Here is a 26,002-nt window from a genome sequence, read left to right as displayed (position 1 = left end):
ATGAGGCAATATTGGTATACCCTCTTTGAAAATAGAAAAGGGTAGTTACTTAAACCTCATGAAAGATGACCTATAATAGACTGGAAGCTAATAAAGAGCTTGTAATTCGATTTAATAGAGAGTTTCTTGAGCAAGGAGACTTTTCTATGCTGGATCAGGTAATTGATCCTGACTTTATTAACAGAACGCCTTTTCATGGCAGTTGTAATGCAGAGAGCTTGGTGATGTTTAACAGGTGGCTGCATGAGTCCTTCAATAATATTCGGATAGAAATGAAAGAAATTGTATCTGAAGATGACCTTGTGGCCTCTAGAAAATTAGTAAAAGGAACCCATAGTGGAAATATTCCGGGCCATCAGGCTGGAGAGGAGGCTTGTTTTCAGGTAATGGATTTTATAAGAATACATAAAGGAAAATGTCTGGAATATTGGTCAGTAGATGACTTTAAATATGAGCTTCAATATTCATAAAATAACCTGAATTACTTCCAGCATTTTGATTCATACCTCATAATCTGGTGCTGGAAGTATTCTTCTGTTATTACTTTCTTTTCTTGTTGAGTAGAAATTCTATGCCAATGGTGGTGATTATTCCCAGAGTATAGGCTAGCATATCGATCCATTCAAAAGATACGCCCAGTACTATTCTGGCCAGGCGGTTATCTTGTAAGCCTAATAGATTGACCATTTTGAGGTATTGCATAGTTTCTATAAAATAGGAGAAAATGAGTACCCCTATAGCCGTTTTTACTACCGGAAAGTCAAAGAAACTTTTCACAAAACAATAGACAAACATTACTACCAGATAATCACCTATATAAGGTCTTACAATATTATCATGTACATAAAGGGCTATGTAAACTTCAGTAAGGAATAATAGAATGGTAAGAGTAAAATACCGAATATTAAATTTCAACATGTTCAGAACTACGGGTTAAAAATTGAGTTATATCTTGTTCCCAGTTATTTTTGCTATTTTTTAAAAGTATCTTATGGCCTGCCTCAGGGTATGTTGCTAGCTTTTTAGGTCCTTTCAAGTTGTTGTATATATTATCTATCTCTTCTCTAGTAACCCGGTCGTCTTGCTCTCCATATAAAATTAAAGATGGAACGTGAATGTCTTGTGCATATTCATAAGGGTTGTGATCAAAAGCATTGAAGCCGTTGATGAGTCCACCCCAGAAAACCAGTATTCTGGCACATGGAAATGAAGGTATATGATAAAGTCTAAAACGGGCTTCTACCGCTTCTAACATTGAACCGAAAGGAGACTCCAGAATAATTGAATGTGGAGTAAGGTCGTGGTCCTTTACTGCGTTCATAACTGCAGCGGCACCCATAGAGGTTCCAAAAAGTATAATATTGCTTTCCTTTTTTCTGTTTTTTATGATTTTATAGGCCTCTTTTACCTGGTCAGCTTCATAGTAACCTAACGTAGTCTGGCGACCTTCAGAACCTCCTGAACCCATGAAATCAATGAGAAAAGTGGTATAGCCCATTTCATGAAACTTGTTTGATTTCTCTATGAGCTTAGACTTATCACTAATATAGCCATGGAACATAATTACCGTTCCTTTTGATCTTCTGGCAGGAATATACCATCCCTCAATTTTTAAATCATTACTTTCAAATGAAATGGTTTCATAAGGATTATAAGGCACTGCATCATTCTTAGGGCGAGCGGTGCCTATTACGCAGTACACCAGATCTTGTACTCTTGCTTTTGCCTTATCGTATCTGCTTGTGTCAATAGCCTTGCCATTACTGCTAAAGTGGGTAAGTCTATAACCAATGAATATGGTGACAATATTTAAGAATAGGAAAGATAGAAAAAGACCTATAATCCAGCGTTTGACAGTTTTGTTTTTAAATTTCAAAGCCAACTATATTTTCTGGTGATGATTTTTTGCAGCAGTCATATCTAGCGGCGGATACTCCCGATTGATGTTCTCATCTTTTTTAAGATGTTTTATTTTTTTATAAACTGTATGAGTGCATTTAAATCAGATTGAGTCATTTTAATACTGCCCTCTAATTTAAGCTTTTCTTTTTCTTTTGATCCGTATAACTCTGCCTTCGATAGGTAATCTACCTTATCATTCAGGATAGGGAGCTGAGTTTGTAATTGATTAAAATCAACATATAGGCCCATTACTTTTTCCGAAGACTTATAATTAGCCGTGTAATCTGTCAGGTTATGAATAATTAGCAGTGAGTCTTTTTGGGTTGTATTCAAACTATAAAGAGGGAAAAAGCTTTCATTAACTTTGGCATTGTCTAAAATGCCCTTATTCTTAAGATATCGCTGCATAGCGTCAGAATCACATTTTATTGCTATGCAAATGCCTGGTACTTTAGATGTTTTGATTTCTTTCTGTTCGACTTTCTCAAAATCATCATTATAGTCATAAGTGATTATGGTGTCACTTTGTAGGGTTGTTTCTGCTATTTGAAAATCTATAGCATTATGGTAGTAAGTTCTTAGAGTATCTCCTGAAAGGGTAATATGGTTAATAGTAAATAAAGTGTCTAAGGCATCAGTAGGAGTGGCGGAAAGCCAGGCATGCAGCCCTAAGCTATCTAAAGGTTGTTTAACGGAAGCCTGGTTAGGCGTCTTTAGGTATTTATTGAAGCTCGTTAAGCCTGATATAATTACTTCACCGGTGTTAAAATCAACGTTTAACTCATTACTTTCTCCAAGTAGGCTTATGTCACTATCAGCATCTCTTAAGGCGGTAATGATAGGGGTGTTTCTATCCATAGGCTTTAGATTAAAAAGTAAATCTTTCAATTCGCTTTTTACATTTTGTCTGTCTATAGAGAGAGAAAGGAAGGCCCTATCTTCATTATAGATAACCTGCAGCTGATGGTTGTCAGTAAAACCATAGGTGAAGTTGTCTTCTTCTAGATATTGGTCTATAGATAATTTCTTTTTAAGAAAGGCCTGGATGCCAGTACTGTCTTTAATGTGTAGCGAGGTGTAAAATGTATTTGGTGTAGCGCCAAGGTTGTAAACGAATACGTTGGCAGGTATAACGAAAGAAGGATCCTCGGTCTCATCATCAGTATCAGTACTGTCAGAGGAGCTTTGGTAGTAATACTTGGGGTTAGTTAAGGAGTTAAAGAGCAGTTTTTTGAACAACTGATCTATGTTGGCTCGCATAACGAGATTCGCTCCTTCGGGAATGTTGTTATAAGACCGAGACTGTCTTAATTGTAAATAAAGGTATAAAGCAAGGAGCAGCAATAGCATAACTATTGCTGCCCTTTTTAAGAATTTTAACATATTATCTTGATAAGTGATCAATCAAATCTAAAAGATAAGTAGCGGCATCAACGTGCTTATCTGGGACTTCCATTATTAACTCGCTGTGCATAGTGTTGTTTTTAAATTTTGATGACTTAATATAGAAATCAGTGGCATTCTCAGTCATGTAAGTAAACTGTTGCTCCTTTTTCTCGCTTAGATGCATTTTTTCAGAAGGTATTTGCTCTAGCAGCGCTTTACTATTAAAGTACAGGCTATAATTACCTTGTCTCATTAGTTTTTTGTGCTTTTTAGATAGCGATCCTTTATAGGTTCCTTTTTTTATGGCTGACATATCTTCTGCAGAAGTACCCAGGAAGAAAATGTCATTCTTAATCATGAAGAAAAGATCCATAGGAATATCCCTTTTAGGCGCTTTCAGGTGATAAAAGCCCTCGTCAGTAGTAGATACCAGATCCTTAACTAATAAATAGTTGATTAGCTTATCAGTGAACTCAGGAGATTCTGTAGAGAGCATGAACAAAAAGTTAGGTAAAGTTTCTTTTTTAGTTTTTGTTACCTCTTTGTAATTATAATCTTCGTCATACTCATAGCCAGTATAGGTGTATTCCTTTTCTTCAAAGCTGCTTACTAAGAAGAGTGCATCACCTTTTATTAAATCTCCCAAAGCTTCTTCATCTACTACAAGAGTAAATACATCTGCCAGCATTTGAGCTTCAGCCATGTAATTAGAACCTAATATATCTCCATACTGAGTCGCTAGCAGGTCAGGGTACTCTTTCAGGGTGTTTTCCATGTTGAAGTTGTATGACATGTAGCCCAAAAGCTCATCTTCATTCATGTATTTGAAGAATTTTTTGTTGATTTTTCTGTCTGACATCTTTTTAAAAGACTCACCAAATTCATCTTTGAAGCTCACATTAAAATCAATCTTGGCAGATTTTTCGTTGAGATATAAATTACTGCTTATCTGTCCGTAGTTCTCAAATATCTTGGTTGGGTTTTTAGAGAGAGGACTCATAGTAGGTAAAGATTTGCTGCTTATTTGCTTTAGCAAATCACCCATGTCTCCATTCCATATATTAATAACTGCTTCTGAGTCAAACTGGTCCATGTACTTTTTGTTTTTTGTGATAGGGGTACTGGCCGGGTACATGGCGTAATTAATTTGTAATCTAGTCCATTTATTAATGAGGTAGTCTTTTTCTTCAGAGTTAACTTGATAATACCCTGAATATGGAGACCTAGAGGTAGAGATATTGAAACTGTCGCTATAGTAGGTCATATTGTCGATCACCTCACTGAGTTCCTTTTGTATATCCTTATTTTCTAGTTGACTGATTTCCTTTTCCAGATCCTTGCTTCTTCTTTTTAAAAACTTATCCAGTGAGCTGGGGTCTGGTGAATAGATAGAGTCAACATTTTCGAAAGAATAGTATATGTTTTTCAGGTCTTGCTCTTTTAGACTCTCAATGTAATCACTATCGATAGTTCCTTCTTGGAGTTTTTCAATAATATCAAGCGTAGTGCTGTTATATTTGTTTAAGTACATCTGCAGCGAATAGTTATACAAATAAGGTGTTCTCCCTTCTTCATAAACCAATGATTCGCTTTCAGTCATTTCATAGTCGCTCTCTTGTGGTTTGTCATTGGCCTGCTGTTGCATTTCTTTTTTAACCTTTTCAAAGTCATATGCATAGAAGTAGCTCGCCACTTCGGCTCCCATACTCATAATTAGCTTTTCATCATCCCAGGCGGCATAGGTTCCATTAGATAGCTGCACATTAGTATATTTACCCGTAGCTACATTTTCTTTGTTTTTATAGATGTCATCTAGCACTTTTTTAGATTCTAAAGGAAAAATAAAGTTGGTGAAGATGACACTATCTGTATGTAGCGAATAAAAGTAGGCTGTGCCTGATGTATTGATGCCTACAGAATCCAAAGATGTCACCTTGTAGCCTAGCTTGTCAGATAGTGCAGCTAAAAGTTCTCGTCCTGGGTTGGTTTTGTTTAACCTTTCTAATATTTCTGGTTTAAAAATATGGCTGCCATTTAGGCTTCCTACTACGGTGGCTCTCGCCGGCACGTAAGAACTAAGTTCCTGCCCTTCGGTAATACCAAAGGAGAAAAGTGCGAGTATGAATAATAGTTTTTTCATCGTAAAAATTGTAATCTATGTATGGTAATATAAGTTTAAAATATAATTCGCTAGTTGTTGAGAATGATTTGATTTGATAGAGATGCTCTTCCATTAATTACATCTATAGCAGCAGCGCGCAACATCACTGCCTTTTTTGATTTCGAAAGTTTAGCGTTCGTATTGCTATAACTATTCACCTCGTTTTCAAACCTATAAATACAGGTATAAAAAGAATCATCAAATATCTCCTGATCATCACTTTGTAAGTCAGCATATTCTTTTTTTGCGGTAGGGCTAAAAGTATTTTCTCGTTGAAATGTTTTGCTGCTCTTGTCATAAGTGAAGGAGGTAGTGAAAGGCTTTACCTTGAGTTCTTTTGTCACCTCCTTGATGATGGTATCTATATCTCTCACGTGTTTAAAATCACAGCTAAGAGAGAAAATGAAATTATCGAAATCGGTCTTTTTTTGAATATTGCTGATGCCCGAAGATTCTTGCAAGTATTCTACAGCTTTATTAAGCGCCGTTTCTATGTCTTGCTTTTGAGGGATTTTATGGCCATTAACGCTATCTAGCAGCATAAGGGAAGCCAGCTTGGTTTTACTTTTGCTCAGGTTTACCGTTAGGCTCATGCTGCCAGAGCCATCTTGTTTCACCTCAATTTCCTCTATAATGTCAAAGCAAGAAGAAAGGGAAAGTAGGCAGATGAAAACCACTAGCCATAGAGAAATTCGATTGATTTTTAATAGCCTCATACCTCCAAGTAATTATTGATGTTACAAAGCTATAATAGATCCATGTTTTTAAACTATGATTGAGGTAATTACTTCGGGTAAAACACTATAAATCACGGTTTTCAGGGGGTGCCTATACCACTTAAAATGGCCATAAATAGGGAGGTTAGTGAGGGTTTTAAAATAATTTAGTTCTAAAACCCTAAGCTTTAAGGTCCGGGTTTGAAGTTAGGATTATAGATAAGACCGATAACATTATCCCATGGGTCTTTAATGGTAGCTGTAATAATGTCATTACCCACCTGCTCAGGAGCTTCATAGGCAGTGGCCCCCAAGTTGAGCAGCCTTTCATATTGCTCTTTGATGTTAATGACACCCCAGTAGCTCACTACTGTATTGCCAGCTGTAGCATCACCTTCATAGGGAATGAGGCCAAGTTCATAACCGCCTATATTAAACCCTACATAGAAGGGCTGGTCAAAATAAGGAACGGCTTTGAAGGCTTTACAATACCACTCTTTAGCAGCGTTAATATCAGGCACCTTATAGATTGTTGTTCTTAAACCTAGCATATCTTTAATTATATTTTTTTATTTGAAAAGTAATAAATTATTCTCTATTCAAGTGCTTTAGGTAGCATTAAAAGAACACGCCATACTCTCAAGCTTTTTTCAAAGCCTTTAACCATTCACATAATTACGCCTCTTCTCTTTTCTCCTGATGGGTATCTTTATGATCAATGACTCATATATATAATGTTCTTTTGATAATAATGGTTATGATATTTTTTAGTTCTGCCCATGCGCAGCACCAAAACCTTCCGCATGTTTATAATGCTCAATACACTTCTGAAAGTTTGGCTATTGATGGTAAATCAGAGCCTGCTTGGGATAAAGCTCCCTGGACCAGCAGTTTCATTGATATTGAAGGAGTAGAAAAACCTACATATAACACTAAAGTAAAGATGCTTTGGGATGATGAATACCTTTACTTCTACGCCGAGCTGGAAGAACCTCATGTATGGGCTGATATTACTCAGCGGGATGAGGTGATTTTTTATAATAATGATTTTGAAATATTCATAAATCCAGATGGAGACACACATAACTATCTGGAATTTGAAATGAATGCTTTAAACACAGTGTGGGACCTGTGGCTGGCCAAGCCCTACCGAAATGATAGTAAGGTTATAGATAACTGGGATATCAAAGGTTTGAAAACTGCCGTTGACATAAAAGGAACACTCAATGATCCTGCGGATATTGATCTGGGGTGGTCTATAGAAATTGCCATGCCATGGTCAGCCTTAGGAGAGGCTTCCAAAAATTTAAAAGCACCCGAGGATAAAGTATGGAGGATTAACTTCTCTCGTGTTAACTGGGATTACTCTTTAGATGATGGTAAGTATGGCAGAAAGAAGGATGAAAATGGCAATTACTTTCCTGAGTATAATTGGGTATGGTCTCCTCAGTATGCCATAGATATGCATCGGCCTGAGCTATGGGGGTATGTATATTTCACTAAGAAAAAAAATACAAACTATACGCTGACGGCTTCAGATGAAGTGGTTTGGAAGCTATATCAAGTGTACAGATCTATCATCGAACGTAATGATGTAATGGTATTTCAGAAACAAATTAAGGTGGAGGGAAGAAGTTTACCTATTACACTTGAGGAGCACAGTGCGGGATGGAATCTTAAAGTAGATGATCCTTTCAGCGGAAAAGCTATTATTATTCGTGAAGATGGCTTGTTGATTTATAAATAACCTAAAAATTTAAGAATATGCGTATTTCGATCCTTTCAAAGGTATTGATATTAATGGTTATACTTTTTAGTGGTTTTGAAAGTGTAGCTCAGCAATTAGATTCGGAGTTTAAATACTGGACCTGGATGCATTATGATCAGGATAAAAAGGATAACAAGTATGTCAAATTATTTAAAAAGCTGAAAGAAGGTGGCATAGATGCAGTGCTTGTTAATACGGATGGCAATGTTGAGGCTATGCAACATATTACTGGTTTGGCCCTCAAAGAAAATCTGGAAGTGCATGCTTGGATTATGGCCATGAATAGACCTGGCGATGAGCTGGCGCTTCAGCATCCTGAGTGGTATGCCGTTAATCGTGAAGGAAAATCGTGTTTTGATACGCGACCTTATGTAGACTATTACCAATGGCTATGTCCTACCCGAGAGGCCTCCAGAAATCATGTGTTGAGTTTGGTGGAAGGTTTGTCAACAGTAGAAGGGCTGAGCAGTGTTCATCTTGATTATATCCGTTATTGTGATATTTTTCTTCCTATTGGTCTGCTGCCTCACTACAACCTGGAGCAAAATACAGAGTTACCAGAGTTTGATTTTTGTTATTGCGATGTATGTATAGCCACGTTTGAAAAAATGCATCATAAGAATCCTTTGGAGATGGAGCACCCGGAATTAGATGTTGAATGGCGTCAGTTTAGGCTTAATCAAATAAAAGCAGTGGTGGATGATGCTTACGAAGTAGTGCATAAGCACAATAAAGACCTGACTGCAGCAGTATTTCCTTATCCGGAAATGGCTGGCAGAATGGTAAGACAGCGATGGGATAAATGGCATATAGATGAAGTGCTTCCTATGATCTATCATAACTTCTATAATGAAGAGCTTGACTGGGTGGGCTGGGCTACGCAGCAAGGAGTGAATGACCTGGAAAATACCAGTACAAAGCTGAACACAGGCGTATATGTTCCCTCCATAGAGCCCGCTAAGATGGCAGAGGCAATAAAGTTGGCAAAAGAAAATGGAGCTAAAGGGATAGCTTTTTTTGATGCTAATGCCCTCACAGATGAACATTTAGAGGTTATAAAATCTTCAAAAACAGATCGATAATCATTCACTTGGCCTGAAGCTAATAAATCATTAATTTGAGTGTTTATTGCTTGGGTTATTTATAATCATTAGCTGATGACCTGAGTTTCTCATTACGAATCTTAAGAGTTTTAGCATTAATGGAAGAAGCCCAAAAGTACTTCGACTCATACCTGAAACAGTTCGGCCATTTAAGTGATGAAATAATAAGTTTTCTTAGGCCGCACCTAAGTATGGAGACCAGGCCTAAAGGTGCATTTTACCTGCAGAAGGGAGAGGTGCAAGCACATATGGGCTATGTAAATAGCGGCTTGCTCAGAAGGTATTATATCAATGAAAAAGGGAATGAAATTACCACTGGCTTTATCAAAGAGAGGGAGTATGTCACCGATTACCCTGCTTTTATAAGACAGCAACCTACCAAGTACTTTATGCAGTGCCTGGAACCCTGTATTATTATTAATCTGCCCTATGAAATAATTCAGGAGAGCTACAGTAGGTTCAAAAGTAGCGAAATGCAGGGGCGATTAATAGCAGAGATGGTTTTAACCATATTAAGCGATAGGGTGGAGAGTTTCCTTTTTAATACAGCAGAAGAGCGATACCTGGCTTTTCTTTCCGATAATGAGGATCTCATGAATAGAGTGAGTTTAACGCACTTGGCTTCATTTCTTGGTATTGAAAGACAATCACTCAGCAGAATAAGAAAAAGGATAACCCAAAAATAGCTTTGTCACATATGTGACAGGTATAAGCCATCAGATAGACCCACCTTTGTAATATGAAAAATTTAAAAACATCCCATTACTCGTCTATGATTAAGAGCATTTGTTTTGCCTCATGTCTCTTAATTTGTAATACCGCCGTGCAAGCGCAAAACAGCGAGCTGCAAAACGTACATACCGCTATTCAGCTTGCCACTGACTCGCTTTACGAAAGTTTAGTAGAAATAAGAAGAGACATACACCAGCACCCGGAATTGAGTGGTGAAGAAAAAAGAACCTCAGAGTTTATTTATCAGTATCTTTCAAATTTGGGCCTAGAAGTGAAAGCCGGTATTGGTGGTTATAGCGTTATTGGTGTTTTGAAAGGGAAACAGCCCGGTAAAAAGATCGCTTGGCGTGCTGATATTGATGCTATTCCTATTCATAATCATGGGGCAGGAGAGGCTGCAGCTAAAAAGGATGAAATAGGCCATAATTGCGGTCATGATGTGCATACTGCCATAGGGCTGGGTATTGCTAATGTTTTGGCTAAGCAAAAGGAGCATATCAAAGGAACTATATATTTTATATTTCAACCCTCTGAAGAGAATTACAAAGGAGCGAAGTTGATGATAGATGACGGCCTTTTTAATGTGATCTCCCCTGAAGAAATATATGCTGCCCATATTTCGCCTATGCCGGCCGGGTTGATAGCTTCTAAGCCTGGCTACCTCTTTGCCGATTACAAGCAGATCAACTTAACCTTCAAGGCCACGGAGGATAATAATGAAATTGCAGATTTTGTGAAAAAGAGAGTTTCTGAGCTGCAAAACGTGGCGGCAGACAGTAAGTTTTGGGACAACAGTAGTCTAATGGATCCTAATATTGGGATCGGCAATCCTAATACTATTTTTAAAGACTTTGTTACTGTTCAAAAACACTTTAAGGTAGAAGAAAATGATGGAGAGCTTAAAATTATAGGCTTTATTAGTGCTAGTAATGAGGAGAGTATAAGTGCTATTCCCGATCAATTGAAAGCCGCATTCAAGGAGTCCAAATATGGTCATTTACTGAAGGATGTTTATTATCATTCTAACATGATTGGTTATTCCACAGAGAGGGGAAACATAGATAATGATGAGCAGCTCACGTTGCAGACAATCAATACCGTGGCAAATATTTATGGGCCAGCCAGTGCCATTCAACTGTATGGTATAATACCTGATGGCCGTGGAGATGATTTTTCTTACTTTCAACAGCAAGTACCTGGGACCTATTTCTTAATGGGAGGGTCTAATTTTGAAAAAGGCATTATCGCTATGCCCCATAGCCCTGATTTTTCAGTAGATGAGTCGTGCATAAAAAGCGGAGTGAAGTATTTCGCCTCTATGCTGGTGGAGCAAGTGAATAAAACTGATGAATCGGTAAGCCTTAAAGATTGAAAGTAGCGAGTTGCTGCACTTTATCAGTTTTCTGATACCAGTCGTTAAAAACCAATTCTATCTCATTCACGGTAAAAGAACCAAAATCATGAGTGGTGAATTCATCCAACATATTCAAATATGTTTGTTGGTCAACCAAAGGTTTTTGAAAGCGCACCACCGTGGCATGAGCTGTTTTTAAGGTATACCTTTTGTCTATGGATTGTTCAAGTTCTGAATTTCTAAAATGAGCTCGAAGGTTGCCTCTCATCTGGTGCAAAGCATCATTTTCAGGGTAACCACATATAATAATGGAAGAGGGAGATGCAGAGATGCCTTTGAAATAAATCTTAAAAGAAGGTAGGCTTCTGATGGCTGTTTTGATAAGGTCAATATAATCATGAGTGTTAATTTGCTCCATACTAAAGCCGCTGTAGCAAGAGATAATAGACATGATGGTCATATGCAAGTCTGAGTTGGGATAGTAGTACTGTTCAGGCTCAATGGCCTTGAGAGATTCAAGAAACTGCTGAACATTAGTTTTTACGGTTTCAGAAGGTCTTGCTAGCAAGGTTATGCCATTTCTATCATCGTTAGGATCATTAATCACATGATCTACGGAGCAGCCTTCGCTCTTAATCTGATTGATGGAAGAGTGGTAAAGGTCTTGGTAATGCTGCTTCAGGCTGGGGTTATACATCAATACTGATTTTATATGAGCTAAGACAATCAAAATTAGAGAAAGTGAAATAGTAAGGTGATTTTTCTTGTGATTTTATTTATAACTTAAACTATTTTTACAGCTACGAGAAATAAAAGAAATGTGATGTTGAAGCTGTTTAGAACGGATAGTGAGCATAGAGATTATGAGAAGTTAACTGATTTGCTTAATGAAGATTTGGCAGGCAGGTATAAGGTGGAACCATCATTGTTTGCCAAAATCAATGAAAAAAGACTTAGCTGGGCGGTGGTGCTTTATCACGGCGAAGTGGCTATAGGATGTGGCGCTATTAGACCATTTGAAGAAAATTCTGTGGAGATCAAGCGGGTATATATACATCCTGATCATAGAGGTAGTGGTGCTGCTTACCAGTTATTAGCTGAGTTAGAAAACTGGGCTAAAGAAATGAGTTACTCCAGAATAGTATTGGAAACAGGCACCGGTCAGCCGGAAGCCATTAAGTTTTATAAAAAGCATGGCTATACTTCCATCCCTAATTATTGTGAAGGTACTAGTGCGAGCCGATGTTTTGAGAAAATGCTCAAACATGACCAGAAGCAATGCGTTGCTGGTTAATCATAACTATGAGCGGCTTCTTCATGAATTTTCTTAATTCGCTTTCTTAACTTTTCAGGGCTAAGTACTTCAATAGAGTTTCCAAAGCCTAAGATAACGCGTTCCAGCTCATAATTAAGCTGTACGTCTATAGTAATTTCTATGCCCTCAGCCGATTGCGAAACAACTTGCTGAGACTGGTGGAATGGTTTGGTGATAACGTATGGAGCATTATTCTGATCAATTTTTAAATGTACTTTTTGAGGACGCTGGTTTCGCTCTACAGTTACACCTATAACATGCTTAAAATGTTCTTCGGCATTAAAGTCAGGATCTTCAATAAATTCAAGGTCTTTGTTGATATTTATTTCCTGAATACGATCAAGAGCCAGAGTGAGTAAAGGCTCTTTTACACTCTTTCTTCCCAATACAAACCAGCGATTACGGTATTCTTTTAAAAGATAAGGGTGCAGCGTGATGTTGTGAGGCTTTTTAGCTTTAAAAGATTGATATTTAACTATAAGCACATGCTTTTTCTGAATAGCCTGATACAAACCGTCTAAATGCTCTATACCTACTAAGTGATGATTAGTTTCCAGATGAATGATCGAGTGCTCATGCGTGCGTGCCGTATACACTTTGTCCTCCAGCCGTTGAATCATACCACTCATTTCCTGAAAATGAGAGAACCCTTTAAACTGCCGTAAAATATCTATTACTTCATTGAGCTTGTTAAGGTCATTTTCAGTAAGTGGATTGTTTTTAATAGAGTAGTTAGGATCTTCATACTGATAGTATTTTCGCTCTTTTACAATTATAGGTGCATTGTACCCCAGCTTATCACTGCGCATCATTTGAATATCCATTTGCACGGTTCGTTTGCTCACCCCTTTGTCAATACCTTCATATTCATACAAGGCTTCAGAGCAGGCCTCAATGAGGTCTTCTAAAGTCCACTGTCTGTATTTATTTCTAAGGCATTTATCTATAGTGTTATAGCGAATGAGCGCATTTCTATTTACAGGCATACACTTATGATTAGTTAGTCATATTAGTTGAGAACGCAAAAGTAAAATATTTAAAAGTTAAAGCGTGCATCTGAGCACTATGATGCTATTGTTATGAATTGGTTAACAAAATTTAACGTTACTCTTTTTATTGTAATTGTCTGTATATCAATTATTTATTCGTGATTATGTTTTATGTGTTAAAAAGACACATATGTAGCGAAACAGTGTAAGGCTAAAATCGTTAGCAATAGTAAAATAACACAGTTTAAAACTATTATAGATATGGCAAATTTTGAAAATAAAGTGGCTTTGATCACTGGAGGTTCAGGCAGTATAGGATTTGAGACAGCAAAGAATCTTGCTGGAAAAGGAGCCAAAGTGCTTATTGTAGATATCGATGAAAAAGCACTTCAGGAAAAAGAGAAAGAAGCTAAAGATACAGGGCTGGAAATTTCATATTGCGTAGCAGATGTTACCAAGAGTGATCAGGTAGAAAACTATGTAAATACCTGTATTGAAAGATATGGTAAGATAGATTTTTTCTTTAACAATGCTGGTATTGAAGGAGTAGTTAAGCCTATGCAGGATTACCCGGAAGATATATTCGATAAAGTATTGTCGGTAAATGTTAAAGGTGTATTTTTAGGAATGAAGCATGTAATTCCTAAAATTGAAGATGGAGGTAGTATCGTAATTACCTCATCAGTGGCAGGTTTGCAGGGTAGTCCCGGATTGGTAGCTTACCATACTAGTAAGCATGCCGTAATTGGAATTATGCGTACTGCTGCTTTAGAGCTTGGAGCTAGAAATATAAGGGTAAATACAATACACCCTGGTGTGGTTGATAACAGAATGATGCGTTCTTTGGAAGAGGGCATGAACCCAGGCCATGGCGCTGAAGTAAAAAGCCAAATGGAAAATGCGGTGCCATTAAAAAGATATGCCAAAGCAGAAGATATTAGTAATATGACTGCCTTCCTATTTTCAGATGAGAGCAGTTATGTAAATGGTACTACAATTTCAATAGATGGAGGAATGCAAGCGTAAGGTTTAAAATAGTACAGATTGATTTTGAGAGGCCCGGTTATCCGGGCTTTTTTTATGCTATTAACTATAATTTACTATGTTTATATTGTGATGTTTTAATAATATCACGTGAGTTGTTTTAAATGCTCCTTTTGATTTGGGATCAATGATTTTTTGGCGAAAATGAGGTGAAGTTTAACTGACCTACTTTTTCATCTACAGCCTAAACCGGAACCTGTATTATTGATTACCTAAACAAAGTCAAAAACATGAAAAAGCTAAACCAACTCCTTTTAGTAATTGCTTCATTATCGTTTATTGCTCTGGTTTTTTACCAATGTACTACCCATGCTAATTCAGATGGCAAGGGCTCTTCTCCTAAAAAGAGTTATCTCGACTTTCCGGAGCCACTCACCGTTAAAACTCCCTATGATGTAGATTCAGGTTTACAAGCTAAGCTCACTGCAGATGGTAAGTTTGCCGAAGTACAAAGGCTTTTTGAAATACTTAGCTGGCAATTTTTTATCAGCCTTAACTGGCCTACAGATGCTTCTGGGCAGCCAAAATCAAAAATTACAGATCCCGGAGATCCGATATGGTATAGCTGGAAGGAGAGTTTTGAAGTCTTTCGTTCTGACGGTTCAAAGCCTTGGGATTGGGGCAAGTTGGAGTTACCAGAAGGGCTCACAGTTAACTTAGATAAGACCAAAAAAGTGCTGTTTAGAACCAGCAAGGTGGCAGAGTTTCACTATGCAGATTCTGTGGATGAAATAGACCAGGCCTTTACAGCTCCTATCTGGGACCAAAGTGGAAACATAGTGAGGTACGAAGTGCGAATGAATAAAAAGGAATTCAATTACATAGTGGCCAATGAACTCTATAATCTGGATGGACAGATAGCCTTTTCAAAATCGCACCCGGAAGGCGTTGATTTCCCGAAAGGAAGCATTGATAAAGAAGGCGTATTTGAGGTGAAGATAGCCTGGAAAATTATGCAGAAGGGCGTTGATGATCCGGCAAGGTATTTCACTACACAAGCCTATGTGATCGAGCCAGGGTCGGAAAATTTTAAGCTTGCAGAGGTGGGGATGATAGGTATGCATATTTCTACTAAAACAGAAACTTCTCCACAGTGGATTTGGACCACTTTTGAACATGTAGATAACCTGGAAACTAATGCCTTGGAAGAAGCTAATGGTAAGCCTCTTAAGCCATCTTTTTATGATCCTGATTGTGCCACTTGTCCGGTAAATACTTTTCCTGATCAGGACCAAAAAGTCATTAAAAATCAAATACAGAGAGTTTTGCCTATCTCGGAAGCCACGCAGCAGCTTAACGGGCAGGTGCATGCCATACTGGCTAAAGCAGGATCTAAACTGCAATATTATGATCTCATAGGTGCGCAATGGCCTACAGATCCTGAATCAAAACCATATCCTGTTGATACCTCTGTTTTCACCTTGCCTGAATCGGTATCTAATAAATCAGGAGGCATGCCTACGCCGGTCTATCTCACTAATATGATCATGGAAACATATTTCCAGGGAGGCACTATTACCAGTGATACTTTTAAAATCAGACAAAGTTACATTCAGGGTGGAAAAATTACATATGAAGATACCCTGTCAGGATTCAATGTTTATAATGCCAATGAGCCAGCCTTTTTTCAAATGCAGGGCTTTCCTTCCAATACAGATATTGTCAATACTCATGCTATGATTTTTGGTACCGAAAGCTGTATAGGATGTCATTACTCCGCTTCCATAGCCACAGGATTTACCATTGACCCTAAAACAAAAAATAAGGTGGCTGTATTCGGAAACCCTCAAGAAGGAGACTTTAGTTGGCTATTACAACTGAAAGCACATTTTAAAGAAGAGCCTACACCCTAATTATTAATATTCATCCTCAAAGTTCAACTAACCAAAAAGATCATGGCTGTAAAAACTAAAGAAAAAAAAGTGCAGGGAAATGGACATGTAGACCCTAAGCTTACCAAAACACTTACTGAAAATGTAGTGCAAATGCAGGAGAACTTCTCCTTTGTACAGGTCAATGAATTTCAACCTAATGTAGATGGTTGGAATATTATTGGTAAAGTTACCTATAAGCAAGATGGTAATGATATATTGCTTACCAACGCTCAGGGCTATCAGGTAAAGGTATCATTTTTATCCCCTCAGGCAATTAGAGTAAGATTTAAGCCGGTTGTTAACCCTAAGTATAGTAGTGATAACTCCTATGCTGTGGTGAATAGGGATCTTGGTAAGGTGAATATAACGGTGGAAGAGCTACCTGATGATGGTGGAACGCTCAAAATTGATACAGGAGTGCTACAAGTGTTAATTGGTTTAGATCCATACGGTATTTCAGTACAAAAAGATGGGAAGGTAATTACTGAAGACACGTATTCTAAGAATCTGGTTTTTAGTAATCAAGCTGTTGCTAACCTGAAGAAGTCACCAGAAACAGAGTCTTATTTTGGTTTTGGAGAAAAAGCGGGGAGTCAGCTAGATAAGAAAGAGTTTACACTTACTTTTTTTAATTATGATAACTTCACTTATAATAATACGGCGGCCAATGGTAGCAGGCTGGTGCCAGCGGGCAATGAAGGAGGCCCATTAAACCCTAGTTCTCCGCTGTATAATTCCATGCCTTTTTGCCTGGCGGTAGGTAAAGGGCAGCAATCAGTAGAGTACGCCTATGGCATTTATCTAGATAATGTTTCACAGACCTATTTTAATCTGGGATCTAATGACTACTCAGATATGGATGGCAAATATTATTTCGGAGCATTATACGGGGAGTTAGATTACTACATCATGGTAGGTCAGCAGAGTGAGGATGCAAATGTAATAGCTGACGTAATTAATCAGTATTCTATGCTTACCGGTAGTGCTGCTATGCCTCCAATGTATGCTTTGGGGTATCAGCAGGGCTGCTATGGTTATTATGATCGGTGGATTCTTACCAGTGTAGCTCAGGCTTACCGGGCTGCCAAAATTCCCATAGATGGTTTGCATATTGACGTGGATTTTCAGAATAATTATAGAACCTTTACTAATAGTGAAAATAAATTTCCTAATGTGCAGGAGATGTTTGATCAGCTCCACGAAATGGGCTTTAAGTGCAGTACGAATATCACCGGTATCATTACTGCTAATCCGTTAGATGAAAATGGAAACAGTAAAACACCATATCCTACTCGTGATGGTATTTTGAACCTTAACCCTAATAATGCACCTTATTCTACTTATAAAGATGGCGTAAAAGTAAAGCCATTTATTTATAACACTAGGGCGAATCAGGCGCCGAGTCCTGAGATATTCCTAGCCAACGAAAGCTATGGAATAGATACCGGACTTAATCCATTTAAATATCCCACACCAGCACAGCCACAAGGCACCAATGAACTTGGTACTTATGGTTTTTATTGTGATTTGGGGCAGCCAGATATTCAGGAATGGTGGGGTGAGCAGTATGACTATTTACTCACTATGGGCTTAGATATGATTTGGCAGGATATGACATGCCCTGCCTTAGTCCCTAATGAAGATAATCATAATGAAGATAAAACCCTTCCCCTCGATTTGATGATGTATGATAAGGTTACGGAGATGTATCAGCCCAATGCTAAAATACATAATGCCTTTTCTCTTAATCTGGTGCAGGCCACCTATGAGGGAATTAAAAAGCTGAAACTGAGTAAGGAATATAAAAAAGGTCCTGATGGTAAGCCTTTGTATAATTATAATAAACGCAATTTCATTATTTCTCGAGGTGGCTTTGCTGGTGTACATCGCTATGCGGGTATCTGGACTGGTGATTCAGCCTCTAGCTGGGATTTTCTAGCCATTAATATTCCTGAGGTACTTAATGTTGGCCTTTCCGGTTTGCCTATTTCAGGGTGCGATATTGGCGGTTTTGCTAACGGATCTGGTAGTGAAGAAGGAGGAGTGACTAACTATGAACTTTTCACCAGGTGGATGACTGCTGGAGCATTTTTGCCTTGGTACCGAAATCATTATGATGGATATACCAAGACTTTTCAGGAGCCTTACCGCTATGGCTCACCCGTACCGGAGAATTGCGTAAAGTATATTAATATGCGCTATCAGCTGCTACAGCTGTTTTATGATGCCATGTATCAAAGTACGCAAACAGGCATGCCTATCTGCAGGGCATTATTCTTGAATGAAGTCAATGACCCCAATGTGTTTTCTTATGCTGATGAGCAGTTTTTTGTAGGACAAAATCTCCTGGTGGCTCCGGTCATAACACAAGATTGGAATAAAGAAGTATACTTGCCTGCCGGCTGTAATTGGTATGTTTTTGATATTAATGGTGGTAAGTTACCACAACCGACTCTTGGCGGAAGTACTTACAATTGGTATGTAACTTTAGATTTGGTACCGGTTTATATAAGGGAAGGAGCTATTTTGCCAGTACGAGAGTTGGAGCAATATGTGGGTGAGAAGGAGGTTAACCCGCTTACATTCTTCATCTATCCCGGAAATGAAAGCAACTACCAACTCTATCAAGATGATAAAATAACTATGAATGCTGAGGAAAAAGGCGAGTATAGAGTTACGCAAATCTCTAACATTAATGGAGATGGTTATAAAGAGATTCAATATCAGAGATCTTATGATAAATACACGCCGGCAGAGCCTTATTTTATCATTAATTTGCTAGGCAATTTGGTTTCACCCTCAGAGGTGATGGTAAATAATAAGAGTCTGGAGCAGGTTCAATCTCAGCCTGCCCTTAGTGAAGCAACAGCAGGAGCGTGGTTCTATGATCAAACCAATGAGAGAACCCTTGTTAATGTTCCTGATAATGATGCCAATTTGCTGGTGAGGATTAACTACTGATCGTTATTAAATGAAGCTGTATAAGCAGATTTTTGAAAAGGGAGATTGTCTAGTCTCCCTTTTTTAATGCAAGTCAGCTTCCATAAACCCGGCCTAAGCTTGGAGAACCTCAGCTTGACCTCTGTTATTGCATTATTCCCTACCCAAGGTCATGCTGAGACCCTCGAAGGATTGAAATTTACTGTCCAAAGTCACCCTGAGGTTCTCGAAGGGTAGACTTTCTACTGGACGTAGATAAGTTAATGCTTATTACAATGCGTAAACCTTTGATAATGCAATCCAGCTTCCTTAATACCGGCACCGGCCTAAGCTTCGAGAGCCTCAGCTTGACCTCTGGTATTGCATTATTCCCAACCAAAGTCATCCCAAGGCCCTCAAAGGATTGATATTCACTACCAAAAGTCACCCTGAGGCCCTCGAAGGATTGAAATTCACTGTCCAAAGTCATCCTGAGGTTCTCGAAGGGTAGACTTTCTTTTAATTTGGAGAATACCTTTTTGATAATTCGGGGAGTTTGTTCCATTCTCGATTAATTAAAGCTTCTTTCTTTTTTCTGCTCCATCCCTTTATCTGTTTTTCAAAAGCAATTGCATCTTTTACATTTTGAAAATGCTCACAAAACACCATTTTTACAGGCCGTCTCCGATAAGTGTAGGAGTTTTTATTTACACCTTGTAGATGCTCAAGTAGCCTTCTTTTAATGTCATTGGTAATTCCGGTGTAGTAGCTGTTATCCTTACAGAGAAGAATATATACTGTATAATTCTTAAATGCAGTCATTTTAGAATATAGCTATTTTTTTAAATAGATCTTATTGCTTTTATTTTCTGTGAATAACAATGGTAAGGTATTCAATGAGAATGCTTATTTAAAAAATGTGAAACTATAATCAGCTTCCATGAATCCGGCCTAAGCATCGAGAGCCTCAGCTTGACCTCTTTTATTATATTATCACCTACGCAAAGTCATCCTGAGGTTCTCGAAGGATAGACTTTCTGCTGACCGTCTATGATTTAATGCTTATTACAAAGTGTAAACGTTTGAAAATATAAATCAGTTTCCATAAACCCGGCCTAAGCTTCGAGAGCCTCAACTTGACCTCTGTTATTGCATTATTCCCTACCCAAGGTCATGCTGAGACCCTCGAAGGATTGAAATTTACTGTCCAAAGTCACCCTGAGGTTCTCGAAGGGTAGACTTTCTACTGGACGTAGATAAGTTAATGCTTATTACAATGCGTAAACCTTTGATAATGCAATCCAGCTTCCTTAATACCGGCACCGGCCTAAGCTTCGAGAGCCTCAGCTTGACCTCTGGTATTGCATTATTCCCAACCAAAGTCATCCCAAGGCCCTCAAAGGATTGATATTCACTACCAAAAGTCACCCTGAGGCCCTCGAAGGATTGAAATTCACTGTCCAAAGTCATCCTGAGGTTCTCGAAGGGTAGACTTTCTTTTAATTTGGAGAATACCTTTTTGATAATTCGGGGAGTTTGTTCCATTCTCGATTAATTAAAGCTTCTTTCTTTTTTCTGCTCCATCCCTTTATCTGTTTTTCAAAAGCAATTGCATCTTTTACATTTTGAAAATGCTCACAAAACACCATTTTTACAGGCCGTCTCCGATAAGTGTAGGAGTTTTTATTTACACCTTGTAGATGCTCAAGTAGCCTTCTTTTAATGTCATTGGTAATTCCGGTGTAGTAGCTGTTATCCTTACAGAGAAGAATATATACTGTATAATTCTTAAATGCAGTCATTTTAGAATATAGCTATTTTTTTAAATAGATCTTATTGCTTTTATTTTCTGTGAATAACAATGGTAAGGTATTCAATGAGAATGCTTATTTAAAAAATGTGAAACTATAATCAGCTTCCATGAATCCGGCCTAAGCATCGAGAGCCTCAGCTTGACCTCTTTTATTATATTATCACCTACGCAAAGTCATCCTGAGGTTCTCGAAGGATAGACTTTCTGCTGACCGTCTATGATTTAATGCTTATTACAAAGTGTAAACGTTTGAAAATATAAATCAGTTTCCATAAACCCGGCCTAAGCTTCGAGAGCCTCAACTTGACCTCTGTTATTGCATTATTCCCAACCCAATGTCATCCCGAGGCCCTCAAAGGATTGATGTTCCCCATCCAAAGTCACTCTAAGACACTCGAAGGATTAAGATTCACTTTCCAAAGTCACCCTGAGGTTCTCGAAGGGTAGACTTTCTACTGACCGTGTATGAGTTAATGCTTATTACCAAGTGTAAACGTTTGATAATGTCAGTCAGCTTCTATGAATCCGGCCTAAGCTTCGAGAGCCTCAGCTTGACCTCTGGTATTGCATTATTCCCAACCAAAGTCATTCCGAGGCCCTCAAAGGATTGATATTTGCCATCCAAAGTCACTCTGAGGTTCTCGAAGGGTAGACTTTCTGCCCATCAACGAAGAATACCAATAAAGATCAATTTGAATAAAACTATAAATGCAACTTAGTTGCATTTATAGTTTTAGTGGCTATATTTGCAATATTGTTGCATATATATAAGAAGAGATGAGAAATAGTTTTGTTGGAGTTCATTGGGATTTTTTAGGGTTTGCGGCTTCTTTTTTATGCGCCATACATTGCATGGCTTTACCTGTAATTCTAAGTTTATCTTCTTGGGTAGGCTGGCAGGTGATGCATGACCCTGTTATTGAATTTTCCATTTTTGTTATCAGCGTTTTAATTGCTGCTCACGCTTTGCGTCATGGTTATAAAAGACACCATAAGAGTTTTAAGCCTATGATTATGGCGCTTGGAGGCTTTGCGCTGATTCTCTTTGGGCATATCTTGTTTCACCATTATGAAGGTATTACCATTTTAGGAGCTATAACAGTGTCTATTGCTCATGCGCTTAACTGGTATCTTGAGCGCAGTGCGAGTAACAATTATTCGGCGAATTCGAAGCATAATCAACCCATAATAAATGATAAAAGCTAAGAAAATTCCAGTAACCGTGCTGAGCGGCTTTCTGGGGGCAGGAAAAACCACTTTGCTCAACCACATTTTGCATAATAGAGAAGGGTTAAGAGTGGCTGTGATTGTAAATGACATGAGCGAGCTCAACGTAGATAGTCAGCTGGTGCAAAATGAAGTGAAGCTTTCGCGAACGGATGAAAAACTGGTAGAAATGAGTAATGGCTGTATCTGTTGTACATTACGCGAGGATCTGATGGTAGAGGTGGAGAAGCTGGCTAAAATGAAGAAATTCGATTATTTGTTGATAGAGAGTACCGGTATATCCGAGCCAATACCTGTGGCTCAAACCTTTTCTTTTGCTACAGGTGATGAGCTGTATGATCTTACTAAATTTAGTCGTTTAGATACCATGGTTACGGTAGTAGATGTGTTTAATTTTTTAAAAGATTTTGGCAGTGCAGATACGATTGTAGACAGAGAAATGACTGATGATGCACAGGATCAGCGCTCTGTGGTGAACCTGCTTACTGATCAGATAGAATTTGCTAATGTTATTTTGCTTAATAAAACAGACTTAGTAGAGCCAGATGAACTAAAATTATTGGAGGGGATGATTAGGAAGCTTAACCCTGAAGCTCGTCTCTTACCCACCAATTATGGTAAAGTACCATTGTCAGAAATCATTAACACTAAGCTTTTTAATTATGAAAAGGCAGAGCAGTCTGCGGGTTGGATAAAAGAATTAAATAATGAACATACCCCTGAAACAGAAGAATACGGCATATCTTCCTTTGTGTTTAGGGCGGCATGGCCTTTTCATCCGGAGCGGTTTCTGGCATTTGTGAATAAGAGCTGGCCTGGAAATGTTATTCGTAGTAAAGGCCTTTTTTGGTTGGCCTCCCGACCTGACCACGCCCTTCTGTGGAGCCAGGCGGGAGGTTCTTTAAAAGCTGAGATCTATGGCCGATGGTGGGCTTCAGTACCTTTAAAGGAAAGAGCTATGAACCCAGCGTACATGGAAAACCAAGAGGCGATAATGGCCAAATGGAATAAAAAATGGGGAGACAGAATGAATGAACTGGTAATTATCGGTCAGGATTTAGATGAAAAGGCCATTTCAGCGCAGCTGTTTGACTGCCTGATTACGGAACAAGATGAGCAGGTGATAAAGGAAGGAAGTCAGTGGGTAGATCAATGGCCACTGTAGTTAAAGAAAATATTTTCAAAAAAAAATCAAAATTAATTTTACTACGCAGAAAGGCTGCGCAGTAGTGCTGTTGCTTTGTATCATCATTAAGAAACAAAGGAACAATTATGAAAACTATTGCACTTAACCGATTAAACCTGATGACCATGCCTAGAGGTAATGGTTGGTCGCCTAAGCAAAAGTTGGTATTTACTGCCGAGTTAGCAAAAATGGGATACAGGCTATCTAGTCCGGCTATGTTGGATGAAGCGGGAGCAGGTTTTCTATTAGATTATAAGCATCTGATTACCGTACTGAAGCAAAAGAAAGGTGGAAACGTGGCTTACGTTCCTTTATTTAAAGGATTTCCTAATAATGTGCCTGATGATGCTATTTATTTCTTTAAAAGAGTTTTTGGCTATTTAGGTAATGCGCTAGACTTGTTTCAGTCTGGAGAAAAGTTAGAAAATGGTATGGTTATACCTCAGTCGCTTTTTAATCTGGATGACTTTGGGGCAGATCCGGTTACGCAGATGCAGACTAAGGCACTTTATGAAAAGGCGCTCGCAGCCAACGCCTGGAAAAAAGGCGATTCTCATACTGAGTGGATAGAGCTTAAAATCATTTTTGACGATGAACTTGAAGCCAGATTAGAGGCTTATTTGCAATCATTATTGTATTCAAAGTCTTCCATAAAGCAGGATTTACATACTGATCTGATAACACTAATAGAGTATTTTGGAATTGATTCTATAGATCCTCGTCAGGTGGTCTTTAAGGAGACTAAGGCCTTTTTGTTAAAATATTTATGGGAGCAAGAGCAGTACGCAGCTATTGGTAAAATGGTAAATAATGCCGTCGATGTATTGAGAATGTTCGCGGCACTTACTGATACTGATGTGAGCTTGGCTGATAAGGTGAAGTTTCCTAAGCTTTCCAGAAAGCAACGGAAGCAAGTGCTGGCTATGCTGGAAAAAAGTGCAGGATTGGTCGAAGCCTTCAAAAAATACAAAGGCTTATGGTTAGAGATAGGCAGGTATTTACACCCTGGTGAGTATGCCAGACAATTTCCGCTTACCGCTAAGGCTTTTGATGCTTTGCGTAACGGTAAGTTAGAAACTTTTGCATCTAAAACCGAGGCCCTTTTACTGTCAGACCAAGTGGGGGAGCTATTGCAACATTTGGGTGAGAAACCGGGAGTTTTTGGTAGAAAAGTGCATGAAGTTTTAAGAAGATTTCCAAAGCATACGCTTGAAGTTGTGCAGGCTTTTGAGCAGGTCATTACTCAAATGGAGCTAAAGAATTTACTGGTGTTGAGGGATTATTTTAACACTATTAATGATGCAGAAAAAAGAGTAGTGGTGAATAAGAAGGGCAAAATAAAAGTGTTGGATAACAATGCCTTTATGGAATTAGATGCCAAGCAAACAGGAGCTGTGATTGAAGCCATAGATAATGGTATAGCAGAGAAGGTAATTACTAAGGAGTCTTGGGAAAATAAAAAAGTATGGATAGATCCTGAATTAATGAACTATACCGTGCCTTTGCAGCAGAGAAAAGCTTCTGATGGAATCATTACCGTAGGTAGAGGGAGTAGGATAGGAGCAGATTTCACGAAAGTGATGAGACTATTTGTGTATTGGAAAGAGGCCGGTATGCGTACTGACCTGGACCTTTCTGTAGCTCAGTATGATGCTGCTTGGAACTATCTGGGGCACGTGAGCTATACTAACCTAAAAGAGGCCGGTATAGTGCACTCTGGTGATATACAATCAGCTCCAAATGGTGCTGCTGAGTTTATAGATATTACCTTGAAGCACTTGTCTGCCAAGGTGAAATATCTTGCCCCTCAGGTATACCGCTATGCGGGCAATACCTTTGCAGATATGGAATGCCATGCAGGATGGATGTGTAGAGAGGATGCCAATGGAGATGTGAAAACTTTTGATATAAAAACAGTGGTCAATAAGTTTGATCTTGATGGAACCGGAGCTTATGCAGTGCCTTTTGTGGTAGACATTGATAGGGAGGCGATAGTGATGACGGATCTTTTCGTAGGAGGTAAAGATTTGCACAACAATGTAGAAGGCGCTAAAACCAACGTGGCCATGTTATGTAGTGAGGTAAGCAAATTTACGCATACAAAACCTGATATGTATACCTTGGCCTGCTTGAACGCCGAATATCGCGGAGCCGAAATGGTTGGTGATCCTGAAATGGCTGATGTGACTTTCGGAGTGAAAAACTGTACCTATAATGCAGATGATGTAGAAAAGGTATTGTCAGAATTGATATAGACTTATTCATGGACTAGTTATTACTTCCTTCTAAACTCCAACTTAAAAATAGTAATAACGTTTACCATGAAGTTATAAGCGGATTAGAGTGCTCTTCCTTCTAATTTATTGGTAAACATAGAGCACTCGCTTACCGCAAAATATAAACAGGCCTAAAGGTCATTTCCTTCTTACGTGGAACTGAGAGTCGGTGGTTCGAGTCCATCCTTCGCATGGCGGAGTAGCTCAGCTGGTAGAGCATCAGATTATAATGACCTT

Annotated in this window: 22 protein-coding genes; 12 read left to right on the top strand and 10 right to left on the bottom strand. The window is 38.5% G+C overall.

What is annotated here, in order from left to right; all coding sequences use genetic code 11:
• The first annotated feature begins 65 nt into the window (after positions 1 to 65).
• Entirely contained in the window at positions 66 to 470 is a 405-nt protein-coding gene (locus JL102_RS22070; RefSeq protein ID WP_202246644.1) for an ester cyclase, read from the top strand.
• A 70-nt stretch (positions 471 to 540) separates the two neighbouring features.
• On the opposite strand, the gene JL102_RS22065 is transcribed toward JL102_RS22070, so the two are convergent.
• From JL102_RS22065 to JL102_RS22040, 6 genes are all read right to left on the bottom strand, one after another.
• Positions 541 to 918: a ribosomal maturation YjgA family protein gene (locus JL102_RS22065; protein ID WP_202246643.1), complete on the bottom strand. Its 378-nt coding sequence runs from the start codon at positions 916 to 918 to the stop codon at positions 541 to 543.
• Positions 905 to 1,876, bottom strand: a complete 972-nt coding sequence (locus tag JL102_RS22060) for an alpha/beta hydrolase (RefSeq protein WP_202246642.1) — start codon at positions 1,874 to 1,876, stop codon at positions 905 to 907. The genes JL102_RS22065 and JL102_RS22060 overlap by 14 nt, the downstream gene beginning before the upstream one ends.
• A gap of 92 nt (positions 1,877 to 1,968) precedes the next feature.
• Positions 1,969 to 3,285 carry a hypothetical protein gene (locus tag JL102_RS22055; RefSeq protein WP_202246641.1) on the bottom strand — a complete coding sequence of 439 codons (1,317 nt, stop codon included), beginning with the start codon at positions 3,283 to 3,285 and terminating at the stop codon, positions 1,969 to 1,971.
• Position 3,286: 1 nt separating this feature from the next.
• Entirely contained in the window at positions 3,287 to 5,428 is a 2,142-nt protein-coding gene (locus JL102_RS22050) for a hypothetical protein (RefSeq protein ID WP_202246640.1), read from the bottom strand.
• Positions 5,429 to 5,478: 50 nt separating this feature from the next.
• On the bottom strand, positions 5,479 to 6,165 hold the full coding sequence (locus tag JL102_RS22045; protein ID WP_202246639.1) for a hypothetical protein: 687 nt from the start codon (positions 6,163 to 6,165) through the stop codon (positions 5,479 to 5,481).
• A 188-nt stretch (positions 6,166 to 6,353) separates the two neighbouring features.
• Positions 6,354 to 6,716, bottom strand: coding sequence for a VOC family protein (locus JL102_RS22040; RefSeq protein ID WP_202246638.1), 363 nt, complete (start codon positions 6,714 to 6,716; stop codon positions 6,354 to 6,356).
• 206 nt (positions 6,717 to 6,922) lie between these two features.
• On the opposite strand from JL102_RS22040, the gene JL102_RS22035 reads away from it, so the two are divergent.
• From JL102_RS22035 to JL102_RS22020, 4 genes are all read left to right on the top strand, one after another.
• Positions 6,923 to 7,912 (top strand): carbohydrate-binding family 9-like protein, encoded by a 990-nt coding sequence (locus JL102_RS22035; protein WP_237390702.1) that lies wholly within the window; start codon positions 6,923 to 6,925, stop codon positions 7,910 to 7,912.
• Between the two features lie 17 nt (positions 7,913 to 7,929).
• A complete protein-coding gene (locus JL102_RS22030) occupies positions 7,930 to 9,015 on the top strand; it encodes a glycoside hydrolase family 10 protein (protein WP_202246637.1) in 1,086 nt (361 codons plus the stop codon).
• Positions 9,016 to 9,134: 119 nt separating this feature from the next.
• The gene (locus JL102_RS22025; protein WP_202246636.1) at positions 9,135 to 9,722 is read left to right on the top strand and encodes a Crp/Fnr family transcriptional regulator; all 588 of its coding nucleotides are present in this window, start codon (positions 9,135 to 9,137) and stop codon (positions 9,720 to 9,722) included.
• 53 nt (positions 9,723 to 9,775) lie between these two features.
• Positions 9,776 to 11,140 (top strand): M20 metallopeptidase family protein, encoded by a 1,365-nt coding sequence (locus JL102_RS22020; protein WP_202246635.1) that lies wholly within the window; start codon positions 9,776 to 9,778, stop codon positions 11,138 to 11,140.
• On the opposite strand, the gene JL102_RS22015 is transcribed toward JL102_RS22020, so the two are convergent.
• On the bottom strand, positions 11,130 to 11,819 hold the full coding sequence (locus JL102_RS22015; RefSeq protein ID WP_202246634.1) for a 2'-5' RNA ligase family protein: 690 nt from the start codon (positions 11,817 to 11,819) through the stop codon (positions 11,130 to 11,132). The genes JL102_RS22020 and JL102_RS22015 overlap by 11 nt on opposite strands.
• Positions 11,820 to 11,945: 126 nt before the next feature.
• Here JL102_RS22015 and JL102_RS22010 point away from each other — a divergent pair, with 126 nt between their 5' ends.
• Positions 11,946 to 12,416: a GNAT family N-acetyltransferase gene (locus tag JL102_RS22010; protein ID WP_202246633.1), complete on the top strand. Its 471-nt coding sequence runs from the start codon at positions 11,946 to 11,948 to the stop codon at positions 12,414 to 12,416.
• Here JL102_RS22010 and JL102_RS22005 read toward each other — a convergent pair.
• On the bottom strand, positions 12,413 to 13,423 hold the full coding sequence (locus JL102_RS22005) for a helix-turn-helix transcriptional regulator (RefSeq protein ID WP_202246632.1): 1,011 nt from the start codon (positions 13,421 to 13,423) through the stop codon (positions 12,413 to 12,415). The genes JL102_RS22010 and JL102_RS22005 overlap by 4 nt on opposite strands.
• Positions 13,424 to 13,687: 264 nt before the next feature.
• Here JL102_RS22005 and JL102_RS22000 point away from each other — a divergent pair, with 264 nt between their 5' ends.
• From JL102_RS22000 to JL102_RS21990, 3 genes are all read left to right on the top strand, one after another.
• Positions 13,688 to 14,452 carry an SDR family NAD(P)-dependent oxidoreductase gene (locus JL102_RS22000; protein WP_202246631.1) on the top strand — a complete coding sequence of 255 codons (765 nt, stop codon included), beginning with the start codon at positions 13,688 to 13,690 and terminating at the stop codon, positions 14,450 to 14,452.
• 248 nt (positions 14,453 to 14,700) lie between these two features.
• Positions 14,701 to 16,323 carry a hypothetical protein gene (locus JL102_RS21995; RefSeq protein ID WP_202246630.1) on the top strand — a complete coding sequence of 541 codons (1,623 nt, stop codon included), beginning with the start codon at positions 14,701 to 14,703 and terminating at the stop codon, positions 16,321 to 16,323.
• A 42-nt stretch (positions 16,324 to 16,365) separates the two neighbouring features.
• Positions 16,366 to 19,305, top strand: coding sequence for a glycoside hydrolase family 31 protein (locus tag JL102_RS21990; protein WP_202246629.1), 2,940 nt, complete (start codon positions 16,366 to 16,368; stop codon positions 19,303 to 19,305).
• A gap of 477 nt (positions 19,306 to 19,782) precedes the next feature.
• Here JL102_RS21990 and JL102_RS21985 read toward each other — a convergent pair whose 3' ends face one another.
• The gene (locus tag JL102_RS21985; protein WP_202246628.1) at positions 19,783 to 20,085 is read right to left on the bottom strand and encodes a GIY-YIG nuclease family protein; all 303 of its coding nucleotides are present in this window, start codon (positions 20,083 to 20,085) and stop codon (positions 19,783 to 19,785) included.
• 677 nt (positions 20,086 to 20,762) lie between these two features.
• On the bottom strand, positions 20,763 to 21,065 hold the full coding sequence (locus JL102_RS21980) for a GIY-YIG nuclease family protein (RefSeq protein ID WP_202246628.1): 303 nt from the start codon (positions 21,063 to 21,065) through the stop codon (positions 20,763 to 20,765).
• Positions 21,066 to 21,853: 788 nt separating this feature from the next.
• On the opposite strand from JL102_RS21980, the gene JL102_RS21975 reads away from it, so the two are divergent.
• The 3 genes from JL102_RS21975 to JL102_RS21965 all read left to right on the top strand — a co-directional run bounded on the left by JL102_RS21975 (position 21,854) and on the right by JL102_RS21965 (position 25,744).
• A complete protein-coding gene (locus tag JL102_RS21975) occupies positions 21,854 to 22,282 on the top strand; it encodes a MerC domain-containing protein (RefSeq protein ID WP_202246627.1) in 429 nt (142 codons plus the stop codon).
• Positions 22,269 to 23,468, top strand: coding sequence for a GTP-binding protein (locus JL102_RS21970; protein WP_202246626.1), 1,200 nt, complete (start codon positions 22,269 to 22,271; stop codon positions 23,466 to 23,468). The genes JL102_RS21975 and JL102_RS21970 overlap by 14 nt, the downstream gene beginning before the upstream one ends.
• 107 nt (positions 23,469 to 23,575) lie before the next feature.
• Positions 23,576 to 25,744 carry a TerD family protein gene (locus JL102_RS21965; protein WP_202246625.1) on the top strand — a complete coding sequence of 723 codons (2,169 nt, stop codon included), beginning with the start codon at positions 23,576 to 23,578 and terminating at the stop codon, positions 25,742 to 25,744.
• The last annotated feature ends 258 nt before the right edge of the window (positions 25,745 to 26,002 follow it).

Origin of the sequence: Fulvivirga sediminis, assembly GCF_016757215.1 — a bacterium.
Lineage (GTDB): Bacteria > Bacteroidota > Bacteroidia > Cytophagales > Cyclobacteriaceae > Fulvivirga > Fulvivirga sediminis.
The sequence above is the reverse complement of the archived record's forward strand: the minus strand, read 5'-3'. Positions and strand labels throughout refer to the sequence as shown.

Bases quoted from the DNA above. Each gene is read 5' to 3' on its own strand.
- JL102_RS22005 (WP_202246632.1), bottom strand. From the start codon at position 13,423: ATGCCTGTAAATAGAAATGCGCTCATTCGCTATAACACTATAGATAAA.
- JL102_RS22055 (WP_202246641.1), bottom strand. From the start codon at position 3,285: ATGTTAAAATTCTTAAAAAGGGCAGCAATAGTTATGCTATTGCTGCTC.
- JL102_RS22045 (WP_202246639.1), bottom strand. From the start codon at position 6,165: ATGAGGCTATTAAAAATCAATCGAATTTCTCTATGGCTAGTGGTTTTC.
- JL102_RS22025 (WP_202246636.1), top strand. From the start codon at position 9,135: ATGGAAGAAGCCCAAAAGTACTTCGACTCATACCTGAAACAGTTCGGC.
- JL102_RS21990 (WP_202246629.1), top strand. From the start codon at position 16,366: ATGGCTGTAAAAACTAAAGAAAAAAAAGTGCAGGGAAATGGACATGTA.
- JL102_RS22030 (WP_202246637.1), top strand. From the start codon at position 7,930: ATGCGTATTTCGATCCTTTCAAAGGTATTGATATTAATGGTTATACTT.
- JL102_RS21970 (WP_202246626.1), top strand. From the start codon at position 22,269: ATGATAAAAGCTAAGAAAATTCCAGTAACCGTGCTGAGCGGCTTTCTG.
- JL102_RS22050 (WP_202246640.1), bottom strand. From the start codon at position 5,428: ATGAAAAAACTATTATTCATACTCGCACTTTTCTCCTTTGGTATTACC.
- JL102_RS21975 (WP_202246627.1), top strand. From the start codon at position 21,854: ATGAGAAATAGTTTTGTTGGAGTTCATTGGGATTTTTTAGGGTTTGCG.
- JL102_RS22070 (WP_202246644.1), top strand. From the start codon at position 66: ATGACCTATAATAGACTGGAAGCTAATAAAGAGCTTGTAATTCGATTT.
- JL102_RS22000 (WP_202246631.1), top strand. From the start codon at position 13,688: ATGGCAAATTTTGAAAATAAAGTGGCTTTGATCACTGGAGGTTCAGGC.
- JL102_RS21965 (WP_202246625.1), top strand. From the start codon at position 23,576: ATGAAAACTATTGCACTTAACCGATTAAACCTGATGACCATGCCTAGA.
- JL102_RS22020 (WP_202246635.1), top strand. From the start codon at position 9,776: ATGAAAAATTTAAAAACATCCCATTACTCGTCTATGATTAAGAGCATT.
- JL102_RS22065 (WP_202246643.1), bottom strand. From the start codon at position 918: ATGTTGAAATTTAATATTCGGTATTTTACTCTTACCATTCTATTATTC.
- JL102_RS21980 (WP_202246628.1), bottom strand. From the start codon at position 21,065: ATGACTGCATTTAAGAATTATACAGTATATATTCTTCTCTGTAAGGAT.
- JL102_RS21985 (WP_202246628.1), bottom strand. From the start codon at position 20,085: ATGACTGCATTTAAGAATTATACAGTATATATTCTTCTCTGTAAGGAT.
- JL102_RS22010 (WP_202246633.1), top strand. From the start codon at position 11,946: ATGTTGAAGCTGTTTAGAACGGATAGTGAGCATAGAGATTATGAGAAG.
- JL102_RS22015 (WP_202246634.1), bottom strand. From the start codon at position 11,819: ATGTATAACCCCAGCCTGAAGCAGCATTACCAAGACCTTTACCACTCT.
- JL102_RS22035 (WP_237390702.1), top strand. From the start codon at position 6,923: ATGATATTTTTTAGTTCTGCCCATGCGCAGCACCAAAACCTTCCGCAT.
- JL102_RS21995 (WP_202246630.1), top strand. From the start codon at position 14,701: ATGAAAAAGCTAAACCAACTCCTTTTAGTAATTGCTTCATTATCGTTT.
- JL102_RS22040 (WP_202246638.1), bottom strand. From the start codon at position 6,716: ATGCTAGGTTTAAGAACAACAATCTATAAGGTGCCTGATATTAACGCT.